The sequence below is a fragment of the Chryseobacterium sp. MMO-72 genome (assembly GCF_037146035.1).
Taxonomy (GTDB): Bacteria; Bacteroidota; Bacteroidia; order Flavobacteriales; family Weeksellaceae; genus Chryseobacterium; species Chryseobacterium indicum.
Genome location: NZ_JBBCWG010000004.1, coordinates 234,087 through 252,160, shown reverse-complemented (window position 1 = coordinate 252,160; position 18,074 = coordinate 234,087). Strand labels below are relative to the sequence as shown.

Here is an 18,074-nt window from a genome sequence, read left to right as displayed (position 1 = left end):
TTGTTTTAAAAATTGAAACTGCAAAATTACTATAATTAAAACGAAAACGAACAGTGTTAGCTGTCCGTTTCCTTATTTATAATGGTTTTATCTGAATCCGCCTCCGCTTCTCGTTGGCTGAGGAGAAGTTTGCTGCGGTTGAGGAGTCGAAGTTCCCGAACTGTTTCTGAACCCTCCGCTGTTTGAATTCATATTGCTTCCGGAATTATTTCTGAACCCGCTGTTTGAATTACCGTTACCGGAATTGTTTCTGAATCCGCCGTTATTCTGAGGCTGTGGCGTTACCGTATTCTGTTGTTGATTTCTGAATCCGTTATTCGGTCTCTGGTTCGTGTTTTGCCCGCTGTTTGGTCTGAAGCTTCCGTTTGAAGTTCCGTCATTTACACCGCCTCTGAAGCCATTGTTTGGTCTTGCGGAAGTCGTTCCGTTTGATCCTGATCTTCTTTCAACATAAACTTTTCTTCTGGAATTATTATAGTTCTGGTAATAATACGGCATCCCGTTATCATAATAATATGTGTAGTCGTTTCTGTAATAATATCCATCATTTCCCCAATATCCGCCGTTTCCGTAATATCCCTGAGGCGCATAGTAATATCCGTTATCATAATAAGGATCTCCATAATTGTTGGCATATGGATCCGAATATATCGCACAAGAGGTTAAACTTGCCATTGTAATTAAGCTGAACGCTATTTTAAATAAATTTTTCATGTTTTTAATTGTACTTTTTTTTCTTTATAACTTTTTTTCCAACTGGCGTATCCCTGGATCGCCATAATAGTAAATACCAAATATTGAACCGAAGTGATTCCAAGTTTCTTATGAATCATCATCGGAATGCAGATAAAGTCTCCGATGATCCAGAAAATCCAGTTCTCTATGCGTCTTTTCGCCATAAACCACATCCCCACAAGAAAAATAGAAGTTGTAATGACATCCAGCCAGTTTCCCCAGTCTAAATGATACAGACCTAGATCTACACCTTTCATAGAAAACTTATTGTCAATATAAGGCTTGAAATAATACACTACAGTTACTAAGATTATACTTAAGACGAAAAGTAAAGTTCCGTATAGCCATTCTTTTTTGGATGCCCAGCTTACTTCCACATGAACATGATCCTGCGAACTTTTTCCCCAAAGAATCCATCCGTAAATGCTCATTACGGTGTAATAAACATTAATCATACAGTCTCCGAGCAGACCAAAATTGAAAAGAATATACACATACATTAAAGTTGAAACAATTCCTGTAGGATAAACCCAGATATTTTTTTTAATTGAAAAATAAACACTTAAAATTCCGAATACCGTAGCGGATGATTCCAGCAGAATCTGCGTGGCAGAGTAGGTTTCATAGGGTTTTAAGAAAAGATCGTATACATTCATGCGGTCAAAAATAAGTAAAAAAACACTTACTTTGCAATGATTTAAATATTATGAAAATCAGAATTTTAAGTTTCAGAATATAAAATTAACACGGAAAAATTATTAATAAACGTTAATGTTTCTAAATTTTTTATATTTTCGTAAATCTTTAATAAATAATAAAATATGTCTAAAATTTGGACCAAAAAACCGATGAGTGCTTTCGAAAATGATATGAAAAGCAGTCAGCTCAAAAGAGTACTCGGTAAATGGAGTCTTACAGCTATCGGAATCGGGGCTATTATTGGTGGAGGAATTTTCGTACTTACAGGAACCGGAGCGTATTATCATGCCGGACCTGCATTGGCTCTTTCCTTCATTATTGCCGGAATTGCTTGTGTATTTGCAGCATTGTGTTACTCAGAATTTGCATCTATCCTGCCTGTTGAAGGTTCAGCGTATGCCTATGCGTACGGAACTGTGGGAGAAATATTTGCATGGATCATCGGTTGGGGGCTCATCCTTGAGTATGCGATGGGATCTATGACAGTAGCCGTTTCCTGGTCGGGATATTTTAATAAGTTGTTAAAAATGTTCGGTCTTCATCTTCCGGATTATCTTACTTCAGATCCTGCAAGTTATACTGGAGAAGGTTTTTCGATGAATTTACCGGCTTTTCTTATCGTAATTTTTGTAATTTCTATTCTTATCAAAGGAACTAAAGAAGCTGCAAAAGCGAACAATCTTATCGTAATCATGAAGGTTTCTGCGGTTCTTTTCGTTATTATTGCAGGAGCATTCTTCATTAATGCAGATAACTGGGATCCTTTCATTCCTGCTGCTAAAATGGTTCACGAAGGTGAAAATGTAAAGGAAGCGTATGGTATTCAGGGAATTATTTCCGGTGCTGCAGCAATTTTCTTTGCGTATGTAGGTTTCGATGCCGTTTCTACACAGGCGGGAGAAGCGATCAATCCTAAAAAAGATGTTCCGTTTGCGATCATCGTTTCACTTTTGGTTTGTACAGGATTATATATTTTGGTATCTCTTGTTTTAACAGGAATGATGCACTATTCAGACTTTGATCCTCATGGAAATTATCCGGATGCAATTAAAGCACCTGTAGCGTATGCATTTGAAATTGCAGGACAGGGTTGGGCTGGATACATCATCACGATTGCAGCAACTGTAGGTTTAATTTCCGTATTGATGGTAATGATTATGGGACAGTCCAGAATTTTCTTAGGAATGTCTAAAGATGGTCTTATCCCTAAAATGTTCAGCGATGTTCATCCTGTAAGAAAAACGCCGGCTAAAAGTTTAATGCTTTTAGGAATCATTATCGCTACTGTTGCAGCGTTTACGCCGATCAGTAAATTGGCAGATATGACGAGTTTCGGTACTTTATTCGCGTTTACAATGGTTTGCGTAGCGGTTTGGATCTTAAGAAAAAAAGAACCGAATATGCCAAGAACATTTAAAGTTCCTGCACTTCCTGTAATCGCAACATTAGGAATCTGCATCAACCTTTATCTGATCTGGAACTTAAGCCACGAAGCAAAATACCTTTCTATGGGTTGGTTAGCGCTTGGTGTAGTCATTTACTTTACCTATAGTTTAAGAAACAGTAAACTTCACAAAGTGGGTTATGGCGAAACGTTCAAAGCAGAACAGGAACCATTGCAAAAACCTGATTTAGATTAAAATTTTATAAATAGATCAAATAAAATCCACAGAATTCTGTGGATTTTTTATTTTTGTGAATATGAAAAAGCTTTTACCATTTTTACTGTCATTCTCCGGGATTTTTACATTTTCTCAGCAGATCGAAAGTTCAAAGATTATTTTAAACGATAAAATCAGCATCAGAGCTATTGAAATCTACGATAACAAAGTCTGGTACAGCGGAACGGACTCCAAGTTTGGTTTTGTTGATTTAAAGAATTCAAAAAATCAAAAACAGATCAGGCTGTCTGAAAAGAAATTACAGTTTAGAACATTGGGACAGGATAAAAAATCGTTTTATGCCATTAATATTGAAAGTCCTGCTGAATTTTTTAAGATTGATAAAAAAAGCTTGAAATATGAAGTGGTTTTTAGAGATACTGTAAAAACAGCTTTTTATGATGCGCTTCATTTTGTGAATGATAAACTGGCTTATACCTTCAGTGATGCATATAAGGACAGTAAATTAAAACTTGCCAAATTTGATAACGGAAAGTGGGCTATGCTTAAAAATGATGTTGTATTAAATGAAGGAGAAGCAGCTTTTGCGGCGAGCAATACCAATATTTCATCCACCAAAAATTATGTATGGATTGCGACAGGAGGAAAAGCTTCAAGAATTTTAAAATTAAATTTTAAGAATAATCAATTTAAAATTTTCAATACTCCGGTTATTCAGGGAGAATCTTCTCAGGGAATCTATTCCATCGATTTCTTAGACGATAAATTCGGGATCGCGGTTGGCGGAGATTACACAAAACAGGAAGCTAATATCAACAATATCGCAACCACCAATGATGGCGGCGAAACATGGCAAATTCAGGCTTCCGGACAAAATGCAGGATATACAACCTGCGTGAAAATAAGACCGGGTTCTAAAGGAAGAGAGATTATTTCTGTCGGAGATCGACATATCAGTTATTCTTCTGATTTCGGGAAAACATGGAAGAAAATTTCGGAGGAGAAAGGTTTTTTTGTTTGTCAGTGGATCAATGAAAATACTGTTGTTTTTGCAGGAAATGGTAAAATTTCTGTCATGAAATTGAAATTCTGAATCTAAAGAATAGAATTTAACTTCAGAAATTCCCAAAACGATTATTTTTTTGAACTTATCTTTGATGTTTTTATATGTATAATGTTTTAAATAAGAGAGTTTCCCAATATTTTACTTTAATAGAAGTCTAAAAATCTATTCAGTTAAAATTTAAATTCGCGATATTTAGACTCATTATAAATTTCATAAAAACGACTAATATATTTCATGATACAAAATTCATCAGATATAGTTAATTTTGCATTGTGAATCCTGATCTAGGTTCACCTTAAAATTGTAAACAGAAAATGAATTCTTTAATCGATAAATATAATATTCCCGGACCTCGTTACACTTCTTATCCTACCGTTCCTTATTGGGATGAAAATTCTTTCACTCCGGAATTGTGGAAGCAGAGTGTCATCCGAACATTCAAGGAAAGTAACGCAGAAGAGGGGATTTCTATATACATTCACCTTCCTTTTTGTGAGGCTTTATGTACGTTCTGCGCATGTCACAAACGGATCACAAAACAACACAGCGTTGAAATTCCTTATCTCGAAAGTGTTTTAAAAGAGTGGCAGCTTTACCTTAAACTGTTTAACGAAAAGCCCAAACTGAAAGAGTTGCATTTAGGAGGCGGAACTCCGACTTTTTTCTCTCCAAAAAACTTAAAAACCTTACTGGAAGGAATTTTTGAAACGGTGGAAATTGCCGAACATCAGGAATTTTCTTTTGAAGGACATCCGAATAATACCACGAAAGAACACCTTCAGACTTTGTACGATTTAGGCTTCAGAAGAGTAAGCTTTGGCGTTCAGGATTACGATCCGAAAGTGCAGAAAGCGATCAACAGAATCCAGTCTTTCGAAAAAGTGAGAGAAGTAACGGAATGGGCGAAAGAGATCGGTTACAGAGGAATCAGTCACGATTTGGTTTTCGGACTTCCGCATCAGACTTGGGAAGCGATGGAAAGCACCATCCGCAAAACGATGGAATTAAAACCGGACCGTTTGGCATTTTATTCTTACGCACACGTTCCGTGGGTTAAAGGTGTCGGACAAAGAGGTTTTGATGAAAACGATTTGCCAAGTGGTGAAGAAAAACGCCGTTTGTACGAAGACGGTAAAAAATTATTAGAAGAATTGGGCTATATCGAAGTCGGAATGGATCATTTTTCTCTGGAACATGACGATTTATACCAGTCTCTGATTCAGAAGAAATTACACAGAAATTTCATGGGGTATACGTCAAGCAAAACGCAGTTGATGGTTGGTTTGGGAATGTCTGCCATTTCAGATTCCTGGTATGCTTTTGCCCAGAATATCAAAACCGTGGAAGAATACCAGAAAATGGTAGAAGAAGGAGAAATTCCTGTCGTAAAAGGTCATATTCTGAATGATGAAGATCTTACGGTGAGAAGACATATTCTGAACCTTATGTGTCAGTTGGAAACCACTTTTGACATCAACAATTCTTTTCCTGAGCTTGAAAATGCTTTTGAAATGCTGAAAGAAATGGAAAATGATGAGCTGGTGGAAATTAACGGTCATCATATACAGATTACAGAGAAAGGAAGAGCCTTTACGAGAAATGTAGCGATGGTTTTCGATCTCAGAATGATGAGAAACAAACCGGAAACGAGAATTTTCTCGATGACGATATAATATTTTTGAAATAAATAAGAAAGCCTCAGTCCATTTTTGGAGTGAGGCTTTTTAGCTGTCTGAAATTTATTCAATTATTATTTTTTTGCTGTAAGATTTTTCATTTCCTGAATTCAAATTAATAAAATAAACTCCCGAAGGAATCCCCGAAATATTGACGCTGTTGTCACTTTCAATTTTTCCCTGTTCCAAAACCTTTCTTCCTTCAAAACTGATGATCTCAACTATTGCGTTTTTATCTTTCACACCCTCGATGAAAATTTTTTTCGAAGTAGGATTCGGATAAACCTTGATTGGATTTGAAAGTTCATTTTCCTGAACTCCTAAAGTTGTAGTCGTAATTCTGAAAATCTTACCGCTGTTGACGGCAGCTACAAAAAGTTCATTTTGATTATTCACTCCGAACGTTGAAAAATTATTGCCTGAAAAAGCAGAAGTCCAAGTGATCGAATCATCTGAGTTCAGACTGCCGATCTGTGTGGAGCAGTAATCTGCAAAAAAATATCTTCCCTGCAGCGCCGGAAACTGTGTCCCTCTGTAAACATAACCTCCCGTTATCGAACATTTTCCTCCCGAATGATCATACGCGGCAATGGGAAAAGTCATTGTAGATTGTGCGGCGCAACCTGTCGTATTGTAAGTATTATTTCCTTCATAACAGCGCCATCCGTAATTAATTCCTGCCTGTGTTAACGGCATTCTGTTGATTTCTTCAATCTGTCCCTGTCCCACATCGGCAATCATTACATTACCGGAAACGGTATCAAAATTAAACTTCCATGCATTTCTTAATCCGTAAGCCCAGACTTCATCGGCTCCGTCAACTCCTACAAAAGGATTTCCGGGAGGGATATTGTAGGCTCCTGTGGAATTAATATCCAACCTCAGTAATTTACCCAAGAGAGAATTTTTATTCTGGGCATTATTATTTGGATCGCCGCCGCTTCCGCCATCGCCTGTAACGATCCACAAATATCCGTCCGGTGCAAAATGAATACTTCCGCCGTTATGATTATCAAAAGGTTTAGAAAGATTCAGAATAATTTTTTCAGTTGTAGGATCGGCAACATCAGGATTGGCAGAACTTCTGGTATATCTGGCTACGGTAATATTTCCGCCGGTATCATTGTAATACACAAAAAAATACCCATTTGAAGGGTATTGCGGGTGAAAAGCCAGTCCGAGAAGTCCTCTTTCTCCTCCGTACGTGATTTTTGAACTGATGTTTAAAAAATTAGCAGAGTTTACTGTTCCGTCCGATTGTAAGATTTTAATGATTCCGTTTTGCTGAACAACAAACATCCGACTGTCGTTGGCGTTGGTAATTTCTACGGGTGCCGTAAACCCGGTCGCAAATTCTTCCAGAGTAATGCTTTGGGCATTCAGGATGAGGGAAGAAAAAATACCTGCGTAAAAAAGTAGTTTTTTCATAATATTTTGATATTTAGTGTATTAAATCTGAATGAAAATTCCATACCAATGAACCATTGAAAAATTCTTTAAAATACCACGAAATAATTATTAAATCTTAAATGAAAATAAGAATGCCGATATATCTGAAAATAAACGATTTCTGTTGTTAAAAATTCATAAAATACAAGAAAATGATTATATTTGCCGACTTAATTTAACGTAGTTATAACAAAATGCAAGGAAAAGGACTTATTACAATTGTTGCTATTGTACTAGGGTTAATTTGCTTAAATGAGCTATTACCAACATGGTACGCCAGCAAAATTGAAAAGCAGGCGACTGCTATTGCAGGAGACAATCCGGAGAAGTATCAGAAAGAAATTGCAAAACTTTCTAAGGATACTCTGAATCTGGGATTCACTAAACTTTATTACACAAAAGCCAAAGACAAGGAAATGAAACTTGGTCTTGACCTTAAAGGAGGGATCAACGTTCTTTTGGAAATCAACCAGAGAGATCTTGTGAATGATCTTACAGGGTATTCTACAAACCCGATCCTTATTGAGGCTTTAAACAAAACAGATGAAGTTCAGAAGAATTCTACAAAAGCTTACATCGACAATTTCTTCGATCAGTTCGATGCAATTAACAAAAACAAGGGTACAAACCTGAAGTTGGCAGATCCGGAACTTTTCGGAAATACAACGCTTACTGAAGTGAAGTACAACACGCCTGATGATCAGGTAAAAGCAATTGTTAAAAGAAAGATCGATGCATCTGTAGGAACCGCTTTTGAGGTAATCAGAACCAGAATTGATAAGCTTGGAGCCATCCAGCCGAACGTTCAGAGAGTTCCGGGAACCGCAAGAATTTCTGTTGAAATGCCGGGGATGAAGGATATCGATAAAGTAAAGAAAATGCTTCAGACTTCTGCAAAACTTCAGTTCTGGGAAGTACAGCAATCTCCTGAAGTGTATCCTTATTTCCAGACATTAGCTACTATGATCGCTGCAAAAGGAGATTCTATGGGAGTTGCAAAAAATGTAAACTTGATGAATATCTTGCAGGGTGGAAAATCTATGAGCCAAAGTGCTGTAGGAAGCGTAAAATTGTCTGATACCGCTGTTGTAAACAAAATTTTAAACAGCAAAGTTGCACAGTCTTTACGTCCTGCAAACATAAAATATACCCAGTTTATGTGGGGATACAAGCCGGAAGCTTCCGATGCTGAAAGCTTAGTATTATATGCCATTAGAGGGAATATCAACCAGAAAGCTCCGGTAGACGGTGCAGTAGAAAGTGCAAACATCGGCTATGATGAGTTGAGCAGAGTAGTGGTAGATATGCAGATGGATTCTAAAGGAGCTAAAGAATGGAAAACATTAACAGAGAAAAACGTTGGAAAACCTGTTGCTGTAACGCTTGATGGCAGAGTTTACACTGCGCCGAACGTTGTAGGTGCTATTCCAAACGGTAGAACTCAGATTTCTGGAAACTTCTCTCAGGAGGAAGCAAAAGAACTGGTTGACGTTTTAGGAGCGGGTAAATTACCGGCAGGAGCAAAAGTAGTTCAGGCAACGGTTGTTGGTCCGTCTTTAGGTCAGGAATCGATTGATGCAGGGTTAATGTCGTTCATGATTGCCTTTGCGATTATTATCGTTTACATCATTTTCTACTACGGTGGAGCAGGTGTTTATGCGGTAATTGCCATGATCATCAACTTATTCTATATTTTCGGTATTATGGATTCGGGCGACTTTACGCTTACGCTTCCGGGTATCGCGGGTATCGTTTTAACAATGGCAGTTGCTGTTGATACAAACGTTATCATTTACGAAAGAACAAAAGAAGAATTATTCGCAGGAAAAAGTATTCTTGAAGCATACAAAGATGGTTTCAAACACGCATTGAATGCGATTATCGATGGTCACACAACTACATTCTTAACGGCTGTTGTATTGTTCTTCTTCGGAACAGGACCTATCAAAGGTTTCGCATTGACTTTGATGATCGGGGTTGCAATGACATTGTTCACTTCCGTATTGCTTTCAAGAGTAATGATCTTCTCAAGATTGTCTAAAGGAAAAGGACTTTCTGTATGGACTCCGGCAACGAAAAATCTATTCAGAAATACGTGGATCGATTTTATCGGGAAAAGAAAATATGCATACATTTTCTCGGCTGTTTTAACGATTGCTTGTATCATTTCAATCGCAACACACGGTTTCAAATACGGTATCGACTTTACAGGTGGTAGAAACTATGTGGTAAGATTTGATAAAGATGTAAAAGCGGAAGATGTTGAAGATAAATTAGTCTCTTTATTCAAGACGGAAGACGGTAAAAACTCTTCTGTTGAAGCTAAAACTTTCGGAAGCAACAACCAGGTAAAGATCTCTACAGATTACCTTATCGAAGACGAATCTTTAAAAGCAGATCAGGTAATTGAGCAAAAATTGTATGAAGGTTTAAAATCAAACTTACCTGCAGGAACAACGTTGAAAGACTTCAAATCTGCAGATAAAGAGCATGCAGGAATTATTTCTTCTGAGAAAGTTGGACCTTCTGTAGCTGATGATATCAAAGTTCACGGTATCTACGCCGTTTTAGGAGCTTTAGGAATTATCTTTATCTACATTTTACTAAGATTCAGAAAATGGCAATTCTCTTTGGGTGCGGTTGCTGCGTTATTCCACGATGCGATCATTATTTTGGGGTCATATTCATTACTTCACAAGTATATGCCTTTCAATATGGAGATCAATCAGGACTTCATAGCTGCGATTCTTACTGTATTGGGTTATTCAATTAACGATACCGTAATTATCTTCGACAGAATCAGAGAATATTTAAGAGAGAAGAAATCATTAACATTAGCAGGATTATTTGATGATTCTATTTCAAGTACTTTGGGTAGAACATTCAACACCTCATTCACAACAATTCTTGTAATTCTGGCAATCTTCATTTTTGGTGGAGATAACCTTAGAGGATTTATGTTTGCCATGTTAATCGGTATTGGTTTCGGTACGTATTCATCCATCTTCGTGGCATCCGCAATTGCCTACGACTTCCTGAAAACAGGAAAAGAAGATGAAGTGCATGGTAAATCAACAACCAACAAAGAAGTACTTGCTTCAAAATAACTTATACTACAATAAATAAGAATAAAAGTCTTCCGGTTTCGGGAGGCTTTTTTTTGTGGATGTCGAAAGCTCCTCCTTAGAATTTTTATTGTTTTAAATTCTTTATTTAATCAGGAGTTATTTCCTGCTTTCCGCACTCGCTATTTTATAGTTTTGGCTTTGGGGGCGCGGCGAAGCCGCGCCCCCAAAGCCAAAACTATAAAATGAGCTCAAACAAATGCTGCAATCAGGACTAGGGTTGCAGTCGGGAAAATTCCTGTCACACAAAAACACGAAATCTTCAATTACAATAACAAATAATATTCAATAAATAATTAATATCATTTGAAATCATTATTTTTCTAATTTTGCAGATGTATGGAAAACTCTAGAAAAAAAGCCGCAATCGGCTTCATTTTTATTACATTACTGATTGATATTACGGGGTGGGGAATCATCATTCCGGTGGTTCCGAAACTTATTGAAGAACTTATTCATAGTAACATAAGTGAGGCGGCAAAATATGGAGGCTGGCTTGGTTTTGCCTATGCGTTTACGCAATTTATTTTCTCTCCGATTGTAGGAAATCTCAGCGATAAATTCGGGCGCAGACCTATTATTCTGATCTCGCTTTTCGGTTTTTCAATAGATTATATTTTCCTTGCTTTGGCTCCTTCCATTGTCTGGCTGTTTTTAGGCCGCGTTATTGCGGGAATTACAGGCGCAAGTGTTACTACGGCGAGTGCTTATATCGCGGATATTTCTACAGATGAAGACCGTGCAAAAAACTTCGGACTCATTGGAGCTGCTTTCGGACTGGGATTCATCATAGGTCCCGTTTTAGGCGGTCTTTTGGGAGAATATGGTTCCAGAGTTCCTTTTTATGCGGCTGCAGGATTATGTCTGCTGAATTTCCTTTACGGATATTTTATCCTTCCCGAAAGTTTAGATAAAGATAAAAGAAGAGAATTCAACTGGAAAAGAGCAAATCCTGTCGGTTCTTTTAAATTTTTAGGAAAACATCCCGAAATCTCAGGTTTAATAGTTTCTTTGATCTTAATTTATATCGCAGGACACGCCGTACAAAGCAACTGGAGCTTCTTCACCATGTATAAATTCAACTGGAATGAAAGAATGGTGGGAATTTCCTTAGGAGTGGTTGGTTTGCTTGTCGGTTTGGTTCAGGGAGGTTTGATCCGATGGACAACGCCCAGACTGGGAGAAGAAAAAAGTATTTATTACGGTCTTGCTTTGTATGCATTCGGGATGCTTCTCTTTGCATTTGCCACACAAGGCTGGATGATGTTTGCATTTTTAGTTCCTTATTGTTTAGGAGGAATCTGCGGACCGGCTTTGCAGTCGGTAATTACGAAAAGTGTTCCTGCTAATGAACAAGGGGAATTACAGGGTGCATTAACAAGTCTGATGAGTGCCACTTCAATTATCGGTCCTCCGATGATGACGAATTTATTTTACTTTTTCACCCACGACGAAGCTCCTTTCAAATTTTCGGGTGCGCCTTTTTTCTTAGCTTTCATTTTAATGACGGTCAGCGTGATTATTACTTATGTTAATTTCAGGAAAAAAAATATCAAAAAAGAAGAACTGTAGTCTGCATTTAAAGAAAGAATTATTACATAGTTTCAATAATAGAAAACAATATTTTCGTGATGTAATTATTTAATTATCTTATATTTACATAAAGTTGATTATTTGAATAATTTTTAATACAGCTTAATATTTTATTAAAAGTTAATATTTAACATCCAATTTCGTATATCTTTCGTAATTTTACAGTATGGAATTAAGCATTGGAGAAATGGCACTGATTGCCATAGCAATCGTTGTATTATTCGGACCGGATAAACTTCCTCAGATTGCACGCGACTTGGGTTCGGGTGTAAGAAAAATGCGTGGCGCAGTGGAAGACATCAAAACCGAGATCATGAAAGAAACGGACAATCCTGTTTCTGAGATCAAGCGCGAAATTGAGAAAGTAAAAGATGCTGCAAAAGATTTCAATCCGATGAATGATGTTCAGAAAGACATCCTGAACGAACCTCAGACATCTCAGGCATCCAATGAACCTCCAAAACCAAAACCTTCTGAAGACGAAACCTACGAAGGTCCTGTAAGCAGATAGGATGGAGGAGATCATTCAGGAAGATAAAAAAGTCTTTTTGTTTCTCAATAATCTGGGAGACCAGTCTTTTGACCAATTTTGGCAGCTCATTTCCAGTACATGGATCTGGATTCCGCTTTATATTATTTTCTGTTATTTTTTATTCAAAAATTACAAATTAAGATCATTGGTTTTTATATTGATCTTTGTAGGTATTGGTGTAGCGGTTTCGGATCAGCTTGCCGGTGTTTTCAAATATGGCGTTGCCAGATTAAGACCTTGTCATGATCCCACATTAGAACATCACATGAGAATTGTGAAATGTGGCGGACAGTATGGTTTTTACTCTGCTCATGCTTCTAATACATTTTTTCTGGCAACTTATTTAAGTATTTTATTAAAAAAGAATCTTAAATGGTTTCCTTATGTTATATTTGTATGGGCGGCAGTAGTTGCATACAGCCGCATTTATTTAGGAGTGCATTTCCCGATAGATATTTTGGTGGGGGCGTTTGTTGGATCTTTATTGGGAGTGGTTTTCAGTGCGCTCGCAAAAAAAGTAATCAACAAACAAAAAATAACTTCATGAAAAAATCTTTATTCCTTTTAGCAACAGTATTTACTTCATTCAATCTTAACGCACAGGACAAAAAAATAGCTGAAGACTGCTTTCAGAAAGCGGACTATAAATGTGCGGAAGAACAGTATTCCAAATTGGCTCAAAGTGAAAGAATCCAGAAATTACAGTCGGAATATTACAACAATTTAGGAACCGCCCAGAGAAGACTGGGTAAAACTTCACTGGCTTTTAAATCTTACGAATCCGCCTTAAAAGCAAATCCTATGTCCGCTGCTGTATACGCCAATTTAGGCTCCATTCACGGACAGAAAGGAAATAAACAGTCAGCAATCGATTATCTCAACAAAGGGCTTCAGATTGAGCCTGAAAACGCAGATATTTACCTTACCCGTTCCAAAGTCTACGAAAGTTTAGGCAAAAAAGATCTTGCCATGAAAGATCTTAACCAGATTCTTACCTTTGCACCCGATAATATTTATGCAAGAACCGGACTCGCGAATCTGAAAAAAAACAGCGGAGATCTTGAGGGTGCTTTAAAAGATTACAACCAGCTTATTTCAGAGAAACCTGAATCTTTGCTGTACAGTGGAAGAGGAGACGTTTATTTTAGGTTGAAAAAAAACAAAGAAGCTCTTGCGGACGTTAATAAAGCGATTTCTATAGATCCAAAGTTTGCTCAGGCTCATGTGAACAAAGCTCTGATTTTATTTGAAACAGCAAAGCCTAAAGAAGCATGTGCAAGTTTAGATAAAGCAGTAAGCTTAGGATATGAAAAGCCTTTATTGATGGATTATTATTCTAAATGTGAGGTTAAAAAATAAATTTTAACCATTATATAGATTATGCCTCTTTAGCTTAAAAAACTTAATAAAATCAATTTATTGATTTCTTAATTCCTTAATCAAAATCACTCTAACCAGCTTAATTTCTTAATGTTAAATTAAGAAAAAGCTATACAACTTTTATTAGCAATATTTGAAAAGGCTCTAACAACAAAATAGATAGAAATGCAATTGAAACGGATCAGATGATCCGTTTTTATTTTTAAATCTTTAAACTTTTATTTAATCGTGAAACTTTATTTAAAGCTAGTGGCTGCAAATGAAAAAGGTACAGTTTTAAAAAATCTTCGATTTTTATTCTTTTAAATTCTGATTATTGCAGTATAACGGTCTTTTGCAGCTTTTGCGGTTTATTCTAAAATTAGTTTAACAAGTTTTTATATCAATAGCAGAATTTAGTAAAACTTAATTATTTTTGAACCCTTAAAAATAAGTCATGTTAAACATTGTTCTCGTAGAACCGGAAATACCCAATAACACAGGCAATATTGGGAGATTGTGTGTAGGAACCGAAAGCAGATTGCACTTAATTCATCCTTTTGGATTTGTCATTAATGATAAAAATCTGAAACGTTCAGGATTAGATTACTGGGTTCATCTTGATGTTACGGAATACCAGAATGTAGACGAATGGATAATGAATATTCCGGATTTGTCGCGTGTTTTCCTGATGAGTTCACATGCAGAAAAATCGTATCTGGAAACAAAATTTCAGGATGGAGACTGGCTGGTTTTCGGAAAAGAAAGTGTAGGTTTAAGCAAAGATGTGCTTGATCGTTTTGAAAATCATCTTACCATTCCGATGTCTAAATTAATCCGAAGTTTCAATATTGCCAACTCCGTTGCTTTTGTGGTGGGGGAAGCAAAAAGGCAGATTGGTTTAAAAAATGTCTAATATTTTATAAAATTAGAGTCGATATATTCTTATGGAGGATCGAAAAAATTTTTTGATTAGAAAAAGAACTGAAATTATTGTATGCTGTGTAATAATTTTCTTATTTCAATTAGTTCCAACATATGATTTCTATAAAATTGAAAATGATTTAGATAAATTTCGAGCAGCTGAAATTAAAAATATTAAAATAGATACGATAAACTATCTCCATTATAGACCAGGTAATTGGAATTCAAAATATTTGCAAATAGTTTTAAATGATAACAAATCTTATCCGTTTATAACCGAAAATTATGAGGATAGAGAAAAAATAAGTTTGGGTGATTATGTTCAGAAGAATAAAAATAGTTCTGAATTATTAATAAATGATAGGGATATTTTTATTTTAAAGGATTTGACAATGGAAAAAATATTAGAAAGACTATTTATGTTATTAGTTTCTTCTGTTCCGGTTTTAGGAATACTATTTGGCAAAAAAAATACCAAATAAGAATTTAATCATTATGATAAGGTTTTCCCTGTAAAATCTGGTCTGCTCGATATAATTGTTCCACAATAAATAATCGGATCATCTGGTGCGTAAAAGTCATTTTGGATAATGACATTTTTTCATTCGCTCTGCTGTAAATCTCTTCTGAAAAACCGTAAGCTCCGCCAATCAGAATGTGAATTTTTTTCACGGAAGAATTCATCCAGTTGTCAATTTTCTGGGCAAATTCTCTGCTGGTAAACTGTTTCCCTTTTTCATCAAGAATAATCACGGAATCTGTTCTGTCGATATGATTCATAAAAAGTTTAGCTTCCTCCTTTTTAAGAAGATCAGGGGAGAGATTTCTGGCGTTCTTTACATCAGGGATTTCAATGATTTCAAAATTCCAGTGTTTGGGAAGACGTTTCAGATAGTAATTGATTAAAGAAGAAATTTCCTTATCGTCAGTTTTGCCGATGCAAAGCAAATTAATCTGCATTTTTTATTTTAAGTTTAGACAGCAAAGATATTCATAAATTAAAGAATCTCACCATATGAAAATTGGCATCAGATTTTCAAGTTTAAAAAAATCATTATTTTTGTATGGCACCTTTATGATGAAGTAAAATAAATATGGGCATAAAACTTCCTAAATTCATCTTGAAAATTCAAGAATTTTTCGACGATATACATATTCCTTTTTTGGGAATATCGCTTTGGCAGATGTTTCAGATCTATATCAGCGGTATTTTTAAAGATAAAATCGGACGTAAAGCTGCAGCAATTTCGTGGAGTTTTACCATCAGTCTTTTTCCGTTTATTCTGTTCCTGCTTTCGGTTTTGCCTTATATGCCTCATTATGATAAGCTTCAGTTTTATATTTTCGAAGTGTTGCTGCATAATGTTTTCCCTTCCAATATAGAAGGTGACGTCCGAAATTATATAGAAACGAGCATTGTTCCCAATATGAAGGGGATTAGTAATTTAACCATAGTTTTTGCTTTGATATTCGCAACAAACGGAACCTTCTCACTCATTAACGGATTTAACGAAAATACCGATGAAAAAATGTCGGATGTAAAAGAATTTATCCTGTCTTTTTTCATCACTATCGGATTTATTACGATTGTATTTCTAGCCCTTTTCGGAGTCTACTATTCAGAATTTGTTCTTAAACTGTTTACGCCGGTTGAGGATATTTCATGGCTGGTGGATAACCTTTCCAAAATCATCGGATTTGTATCATTCCCTATCTTTTATTTTATCTTACTGGCTTTATTTTACTGGCTGGGAACGGTAAGAATTGCCAGATTCAGACAGGCGGTTCCGGGAGCTATTTTAACAACGGTTTTATTTGTACTCACTACTTACGGTTTCGCTCTTTATGTTAAAAATATTGCGCGATACAACGTTCTCTACGGCTCTATCGGAAGTATGATTCTTTTAATGGTTTGGGTAAATGTAAATGTTTATCTCTTACTTTTCGGAAATGAACTCAATATGGCAATAAGAAAAGTGAGAATCGAAAAACTGCTTTCCGACGAACTGAAGAAAGAAGCAAAAGGCTATCATGCAAAAAATTCTGAGCCGGATTTGGAAGGCGATGAAAATCATAAGTGGAAATTGACCGATAAAAAAGACAAAGAAAATTAATTTTCCTCGTCTTCTATAATATCATTTTTAGAGCTTATTTTCAGAATTATAAAACCCGAAACGGCTGCTATAAAAGAAGCAATTAAAATCGCAAATTTAGCCTCATCCTGAATCGGAATTTCATCCTTGAAGGATAAGAGTGCGATAAAAATAGACATCGTAAAACCAATTCCTGCAAGCAATCCTACGCCTATCATGTGCATCCATGTACTGTTTTGAGGAAGTGAACTTAGTTTCAGCTTTATGGCAATCAGAGAAAAAAGATTGATCCCGACTAATTTTCCTGCAACTAATCCGATGATGATGCCTAAACCTAAAGTGTTTGTAAGACCTCCCATCATTTCATTGTTGAATGTAATGTTGGTATTGGTTAAAGCAAAAACAGGCATAATGATAAAACTTACCGGGAAATGAAGCTGATGCTCCAGTTTTTCTAAAGGCGAAATCTCAACATTGAAAACATTGGTAGGAATGGTAAATGCCAGTAAAACTCCTGCAATGGTAGCGTGAATTCCTGAATGATGAAGAAAATACCACAAAAATAATCCCGGAATCAGATAGAAGATAATTCGGGTAACTTTCAGGAAATTCAATAAAAATAATAAAGCGGTAATTCCTAAAGACAGGAGTAAATAGATCCAGTGAATCTGCTCTGTATAAAATACTGCAATGACCAGAATCGCTCCTAAATCGTCTACGATAGCTAAAGCGGCAAGGAAAATTTTAATCGAGTTTGGAATTCCCTTTCCCAACATGGAAATAATAGCCAATGAAAAAGCAATATCTGTTGCCATCGGAATTCCCCATCCGTTTCCGTATGAGGTTCCAAAATTGAAAAAGCTGTAAATAGCTGCCGGAACCAGCATTCCGCCGATTGCCGCAAATATCGGCAGAGAAGCATTCTTAAATGAAGAAAGTTCACCTTCTACCATTTCTCTTTTGATTTCCAACCCCACCAAAAGGAAGAAAATAGCCATTAAACCGTCATTAATCCAGATACTAACGGGATATTTTAAATGAAAAATTTCTGTTCCTGCTTCTCTGTCCAGAAAGTGCTGAAAGCTTTCCGCAAAAGAGGAATTGGCAATAAGTAAGGAAACTAAAACACAGAAAATCAGGATAATTCCTGAAGCCTGACTGCTTTCGAAAAATTTTTTAAAATATACCGTTAAATTCATAT

General features: G+C 36.2%; 16 protein-coding genes. 11 read left to right on the top strand and 5 right to left on the bottom strand.

The window, feature by feature from the left end; translation table 11 throughout:
* Positions 1 to 87: 87 nt before the first annotated feature.
* Together WFH39_RS08150 and pnuC are read right to left on the bottom strand one after the other, a co-directional pair.
* Positions 88 to 714 carry a hypothetical protein gene (locus WFH39_RS08150; RefSeq protein ID WP_336689514.1) on the bottom strand — a complete coding sequence of 209 codons (627 nt, stop codon included), beginning with the start codon at positions 712 to 714 and terminating at the stop codon, positions 88 to 90.
* Entirely contained in the window at positions 711 to 1,391 is a 681-nt protein-coding gene (gene pnuC / locus WFH39_RS08145; protein WP_336689513.1) for a nicotinamide riboside transporter PnuC, read from the bottom strand. Before pnuC ends, WFH39_RS08150 begins: the two co-directional genes overlap by 4 nt.
* Before the next feature lie 165 nt (positions 1,392 to 1,556).
* Between pnuC and WFH39_RS08140 the strand changes: the two genes are divergently transcribed.
* The 3 genes from WFH39_RS08140 (at position 1,557) to hemN (ending at position 5,795) form a co-directional block, all read left to right on the top strand.
* Entirely contained in the window at positions 1,557 to 3,074 is a 1,518-nt protein-coding gene (locus tag WFH39_RS08140) for an APC family permease (RefSeq protein WP_336689512.1), read from the top strand.
* 61 nt (positions 3,075 to 3,135) lie between these two features.
* Entirely contained in the window at positions 3,136 to 4,149 is a 1,014-nt protein-coding gene (locus WFH39_RS08135; protein ID WP_336689511.1) for a WD40/YVTN/BNR-like repeat-containing protein, read from the top strand.
* 287 nt (positions 4,150 to 4,436) lie between these two features.
* Positions 4,437 to 5,795 carry an oxygen-independent coproporphyrinogen III oxidase gene (hemN, locus tag WFH39_RS08130; RefSeq protein WP_076393548.1) on the top strand — a complete coding sequence of 453 codons (1,359 nt, stop codon included), beginning with the start codon at positions 4,437 to 4,439 and terminating at the stop codon, positions 5,793 to 5,795.
* A 66-nt stretch (positions 5,796 to 5,861) separates the two neighbouring features.
* Here the strand turns inward: hemN and WFH39_RS08125 are convergent, their stop codons facing one another.
* Positions 5,862 to 7,226 carry a PQQ-dependent sugar dehydrogenase gene (locus tag WFH39_RS08125; RefSeq protein WP_336689510.1) on the bottom strand — a complete coding sequence of 455 codons (1,365 nt, stop codon included), beginning with the start codon at positions 7,224 to 7,226 and terminating at the stop codon, positions 5,862 to 5,864.
* A gap of 215 nt (positions 7,227 to 7,441) precedes the next feature.
* Here WFH39_RS08125 and secD point away from each other — a divergent pair, with 215 nt between their 5' ends.
* The 7 genes from secD to WFH39_RS08090 all read left to right on the top strand — a co-directional run bounded on the left by secD (position 7,442) and on the right by WFH39_RS08090 (position 15,262).
* Complete coding sequence (secD, locus tag WFH39_RS08120) at positions 7,442 to 10,354, top strand: protein translocase subunit SecD (protein ID WP_336689509.1); 2,913 nt, start codon at positions 7,442 to 7,444, stop codon at positions 10,352 to 10,354.
* Between the two features lie 357 nt (positions 10,355 to 10,711).
* On the top strand, positions 10,712 to 11,944 hold the full coding sequence (locus tag WFH39_RS08115; protein WP_336689508.1) for a TCR/Tet family MFS transporter: 1,233 nt from the start codon (positions 10,712 to 10,714) through the stop codon (positions 11,942 to 11,944).
* Positions 11,945 to 12,131: 187 nt separating this feature from the next.
* On the top strand, positions 12,132 to 12,476 hold the full coding sequence (locus WFH39_RS08110) for a Sec-independent protein translocase subunit TatA/TatB (protein ID WP_336689507.1): 345 nt from the start codon (positions 12,132 to 12,134) through the stop codon (positions 12,474 to 12,476).
* Position 12,477: 1 nt separating this feature from the next.
* Entirely contained in the window at positions 12,478 to 13,044 is a 567-nt protein-coding gene (locus WFH39_RS08105) for a phosphatase PAP2 family protein (protein ID WP_214589330.1), read from the top strand.
* Complete coding sequence (locus WFH39_RS08100; protein WP_336689506.1) at positions 13,041 to 13,856, top strand: tetratricopeptide repeat protein; 816 nt, start codon at positions 13,041 to 13,043, stop codon at positions 13,854 to 13,856. Before WFH39_RS08105 ends, WFH39_RS08100 begins: the two co-directional genes overlap by 4 nt.
* Positions 13,857 to 14,313: 457 nt before the next feature.
* Positions 14,314 to 14,772 carry a tRNA (cytidine(34)-2'-O)-methyltransferase gene (locus tag WFH39_RS08095; protein ID WP_214589332.1) on the top strand — a complete coding sequence of 153 codons (459 nt, stop codon included), beginning with the start codon at positions 14,314 to 14,316 and terminating at the stop codon, positions 14,770 to 14,772.
* A 52-nt stretch (positions 14,773 to 14,824) separates the two neighbouring features.
* Positions 14,825 to 15,262 carry a hypothetical protein gene (locus WFH39_RS08090; RefSeq protein ID WP_336689505.1) on the top strand — a complete coding sequence of 146 codons (438 nt, stop codon included), beginning with the start codon at positions 14,825 to 14,827 and terminating at the stop codon, positions 15,260 to 15,262.
* 4 nt (positions 15,263 to 15,266) lie between these two features.
* Here WFH39_RS08090 and WFH39_RS08085 read toward each other — a convergent pair whose 3' ends face one another.
* The gene (locus tag WFH39_RS08085; RefSeq protein ID WP_108411135.1) at positions 15,267 to 15,740 is read right to left on the bottom strand and encodes a 23S rRNA (pseudouridine(1915)-N(3))-methyltransferase RlmH; all 474 of its coding nucleotides are present in this window, start codon (positions 15,738 to 15,740) and stop codon (positions 15,267 to 15,269) included.
* A 134-nt stretch (positions 15,741 to 15,874) separates the two neighbouring features.
* On the opposite strand from WFH39_RS08085, the gene WFH39_RS08080 reads away from it, so the two are divergent.
* Positions 15,875 to 16,894: a YihY/virulence factor BrkB family protein gene (locus WFH39_RS08080; protein ID WP_336689504.1), complete on the top strand. Its 1,020-nt coding sequence runs from the start codon at positions 15,875 to 15,877 to the stop codon at positions 16,892 to 16,894.
* Here the strand turns inward: WFH39_RS08080 and nhaA are convergent.
* A complete protein-coding gene (gene nhaA, locus WFH39_RS08075) occupies positions 16,891 to 18,072 on the bottom strand; it encodes a Na+/H+ antiporter NhaA (protein ID WP_336689503.1) in 1,182 nt (393 codons plus the stop codon). The genes WFH39_RS08080 and nhaA overlap by 4 nt on opposite strands.
* Positions 18,073 to 18,074: the final 2 nt, after the last annotated feature.

Excerpts from the sequence above, each read along its gene's own strand:
- WFH39_RS08115 (WP_336689508.1), top strand. The coding sequence starts at position 10,712 with ATGGAAAACTCTAGAAAAAAAGCCGCAATCGGCTTCATTTTTATTACA.
- WFH39_RS08150 (WP_336689514.1), bottom strand. The coding sequence starts at position 714 with ATGAAAAATTTATTTAAAATAGCGTTCAGCTTAATTACAATGGCAAGT.
- WFH39_RS08085 (WP_108411135.1), bottom strand. The coding sequence starts at position 15,740 with ATGCAGATTAATTTGCTTTGCATCGGCAAAACTGACGATAAGGAAATT.
- WFH39_RS08100 (WP_336689506.1), top strand. The coding sequence starts at position 13,041 with ATGAAAAAATCTTTATTCCTTTTAGCAACAGTATTTACTTCATTCAAT.
- WFH39_RS08135 (WP_336689511.1), top strand. The coding sequence starts at position 3,136 with ATGAAAAAGCTTTTACCATTTTTACTGTCATTCTCCGGGATTTTTACA.
- pnuC (WP_336689513.1), bottom strand. The coding sequence starts at position 1,391 with ATGAATGTATACGATCTTTTCTTAAAACCCTATGAAACCTACTCTGCC.
- WFH39_RS08080 (WP_336689504.1), top strand. The coding sequence starts at position 15,875 with ATGGGCATAAAACTTCCTAAATTCATCTTGAAAATTCAAGAATTTTTC.
- WFH39_RS08095 (WP_214589332.1), top strand. The coding sequence starts at position 14,314 with ATGTTAAACATTGTTCTCGTAGAACCGGAAATACCCAATAACACAGGC.
- WFH39_RS08110 (WP_336689507.1), top strand. The coding sequence starts at position 12,132 with ATGGAATTAAGCATTGGAGAAATGGCACTGATTGCCATAGCAATCGTT.
- hemN (WP_076393548.1), top strand. The coding sequence starts at position 4,437 with ATGAATTCTTTAATCGATAAATATAATATTCCCGGACCTCGTTACACT.
- WFH39_RS08125 (WP_336689510.1), bottom strand. The coding sequence starts at position 7,226 with ATGAAAAAACTACTTTTTTACGCAGGTATTTTTTCTTCCCTCATCCTG.
- nhaA (WP_336689503.1), bottom strand. The coding sequence starts at position 18,072 with ATGAATTTAACGGTATATTTTAAAAAATTTTTCGAAAGCAGTCAGGCT.
- WFH39_RS08140 (WP_336689512.1), top strand. The coding sequence starts at position 1,557 with ATGTCTAAAATTTGGACCAAAAAACCGATGAGTGCTTTCGAAAATGAT.
- secD (WP_336689509.1), top strand. The coding sequence starts at position 7,442 with ATGCAAGGAAAAGGACTTATTACAATTGTTGCTATTGTACTAGGGTTA.
- WFH39_RS08105 (WP_214589330.1), top strand. The coding sequence starts at position 12,478 with ATGGAGGAGATCATTCAGGAAGATAAAAAAGTCTTTTTGTTTCTCAAT.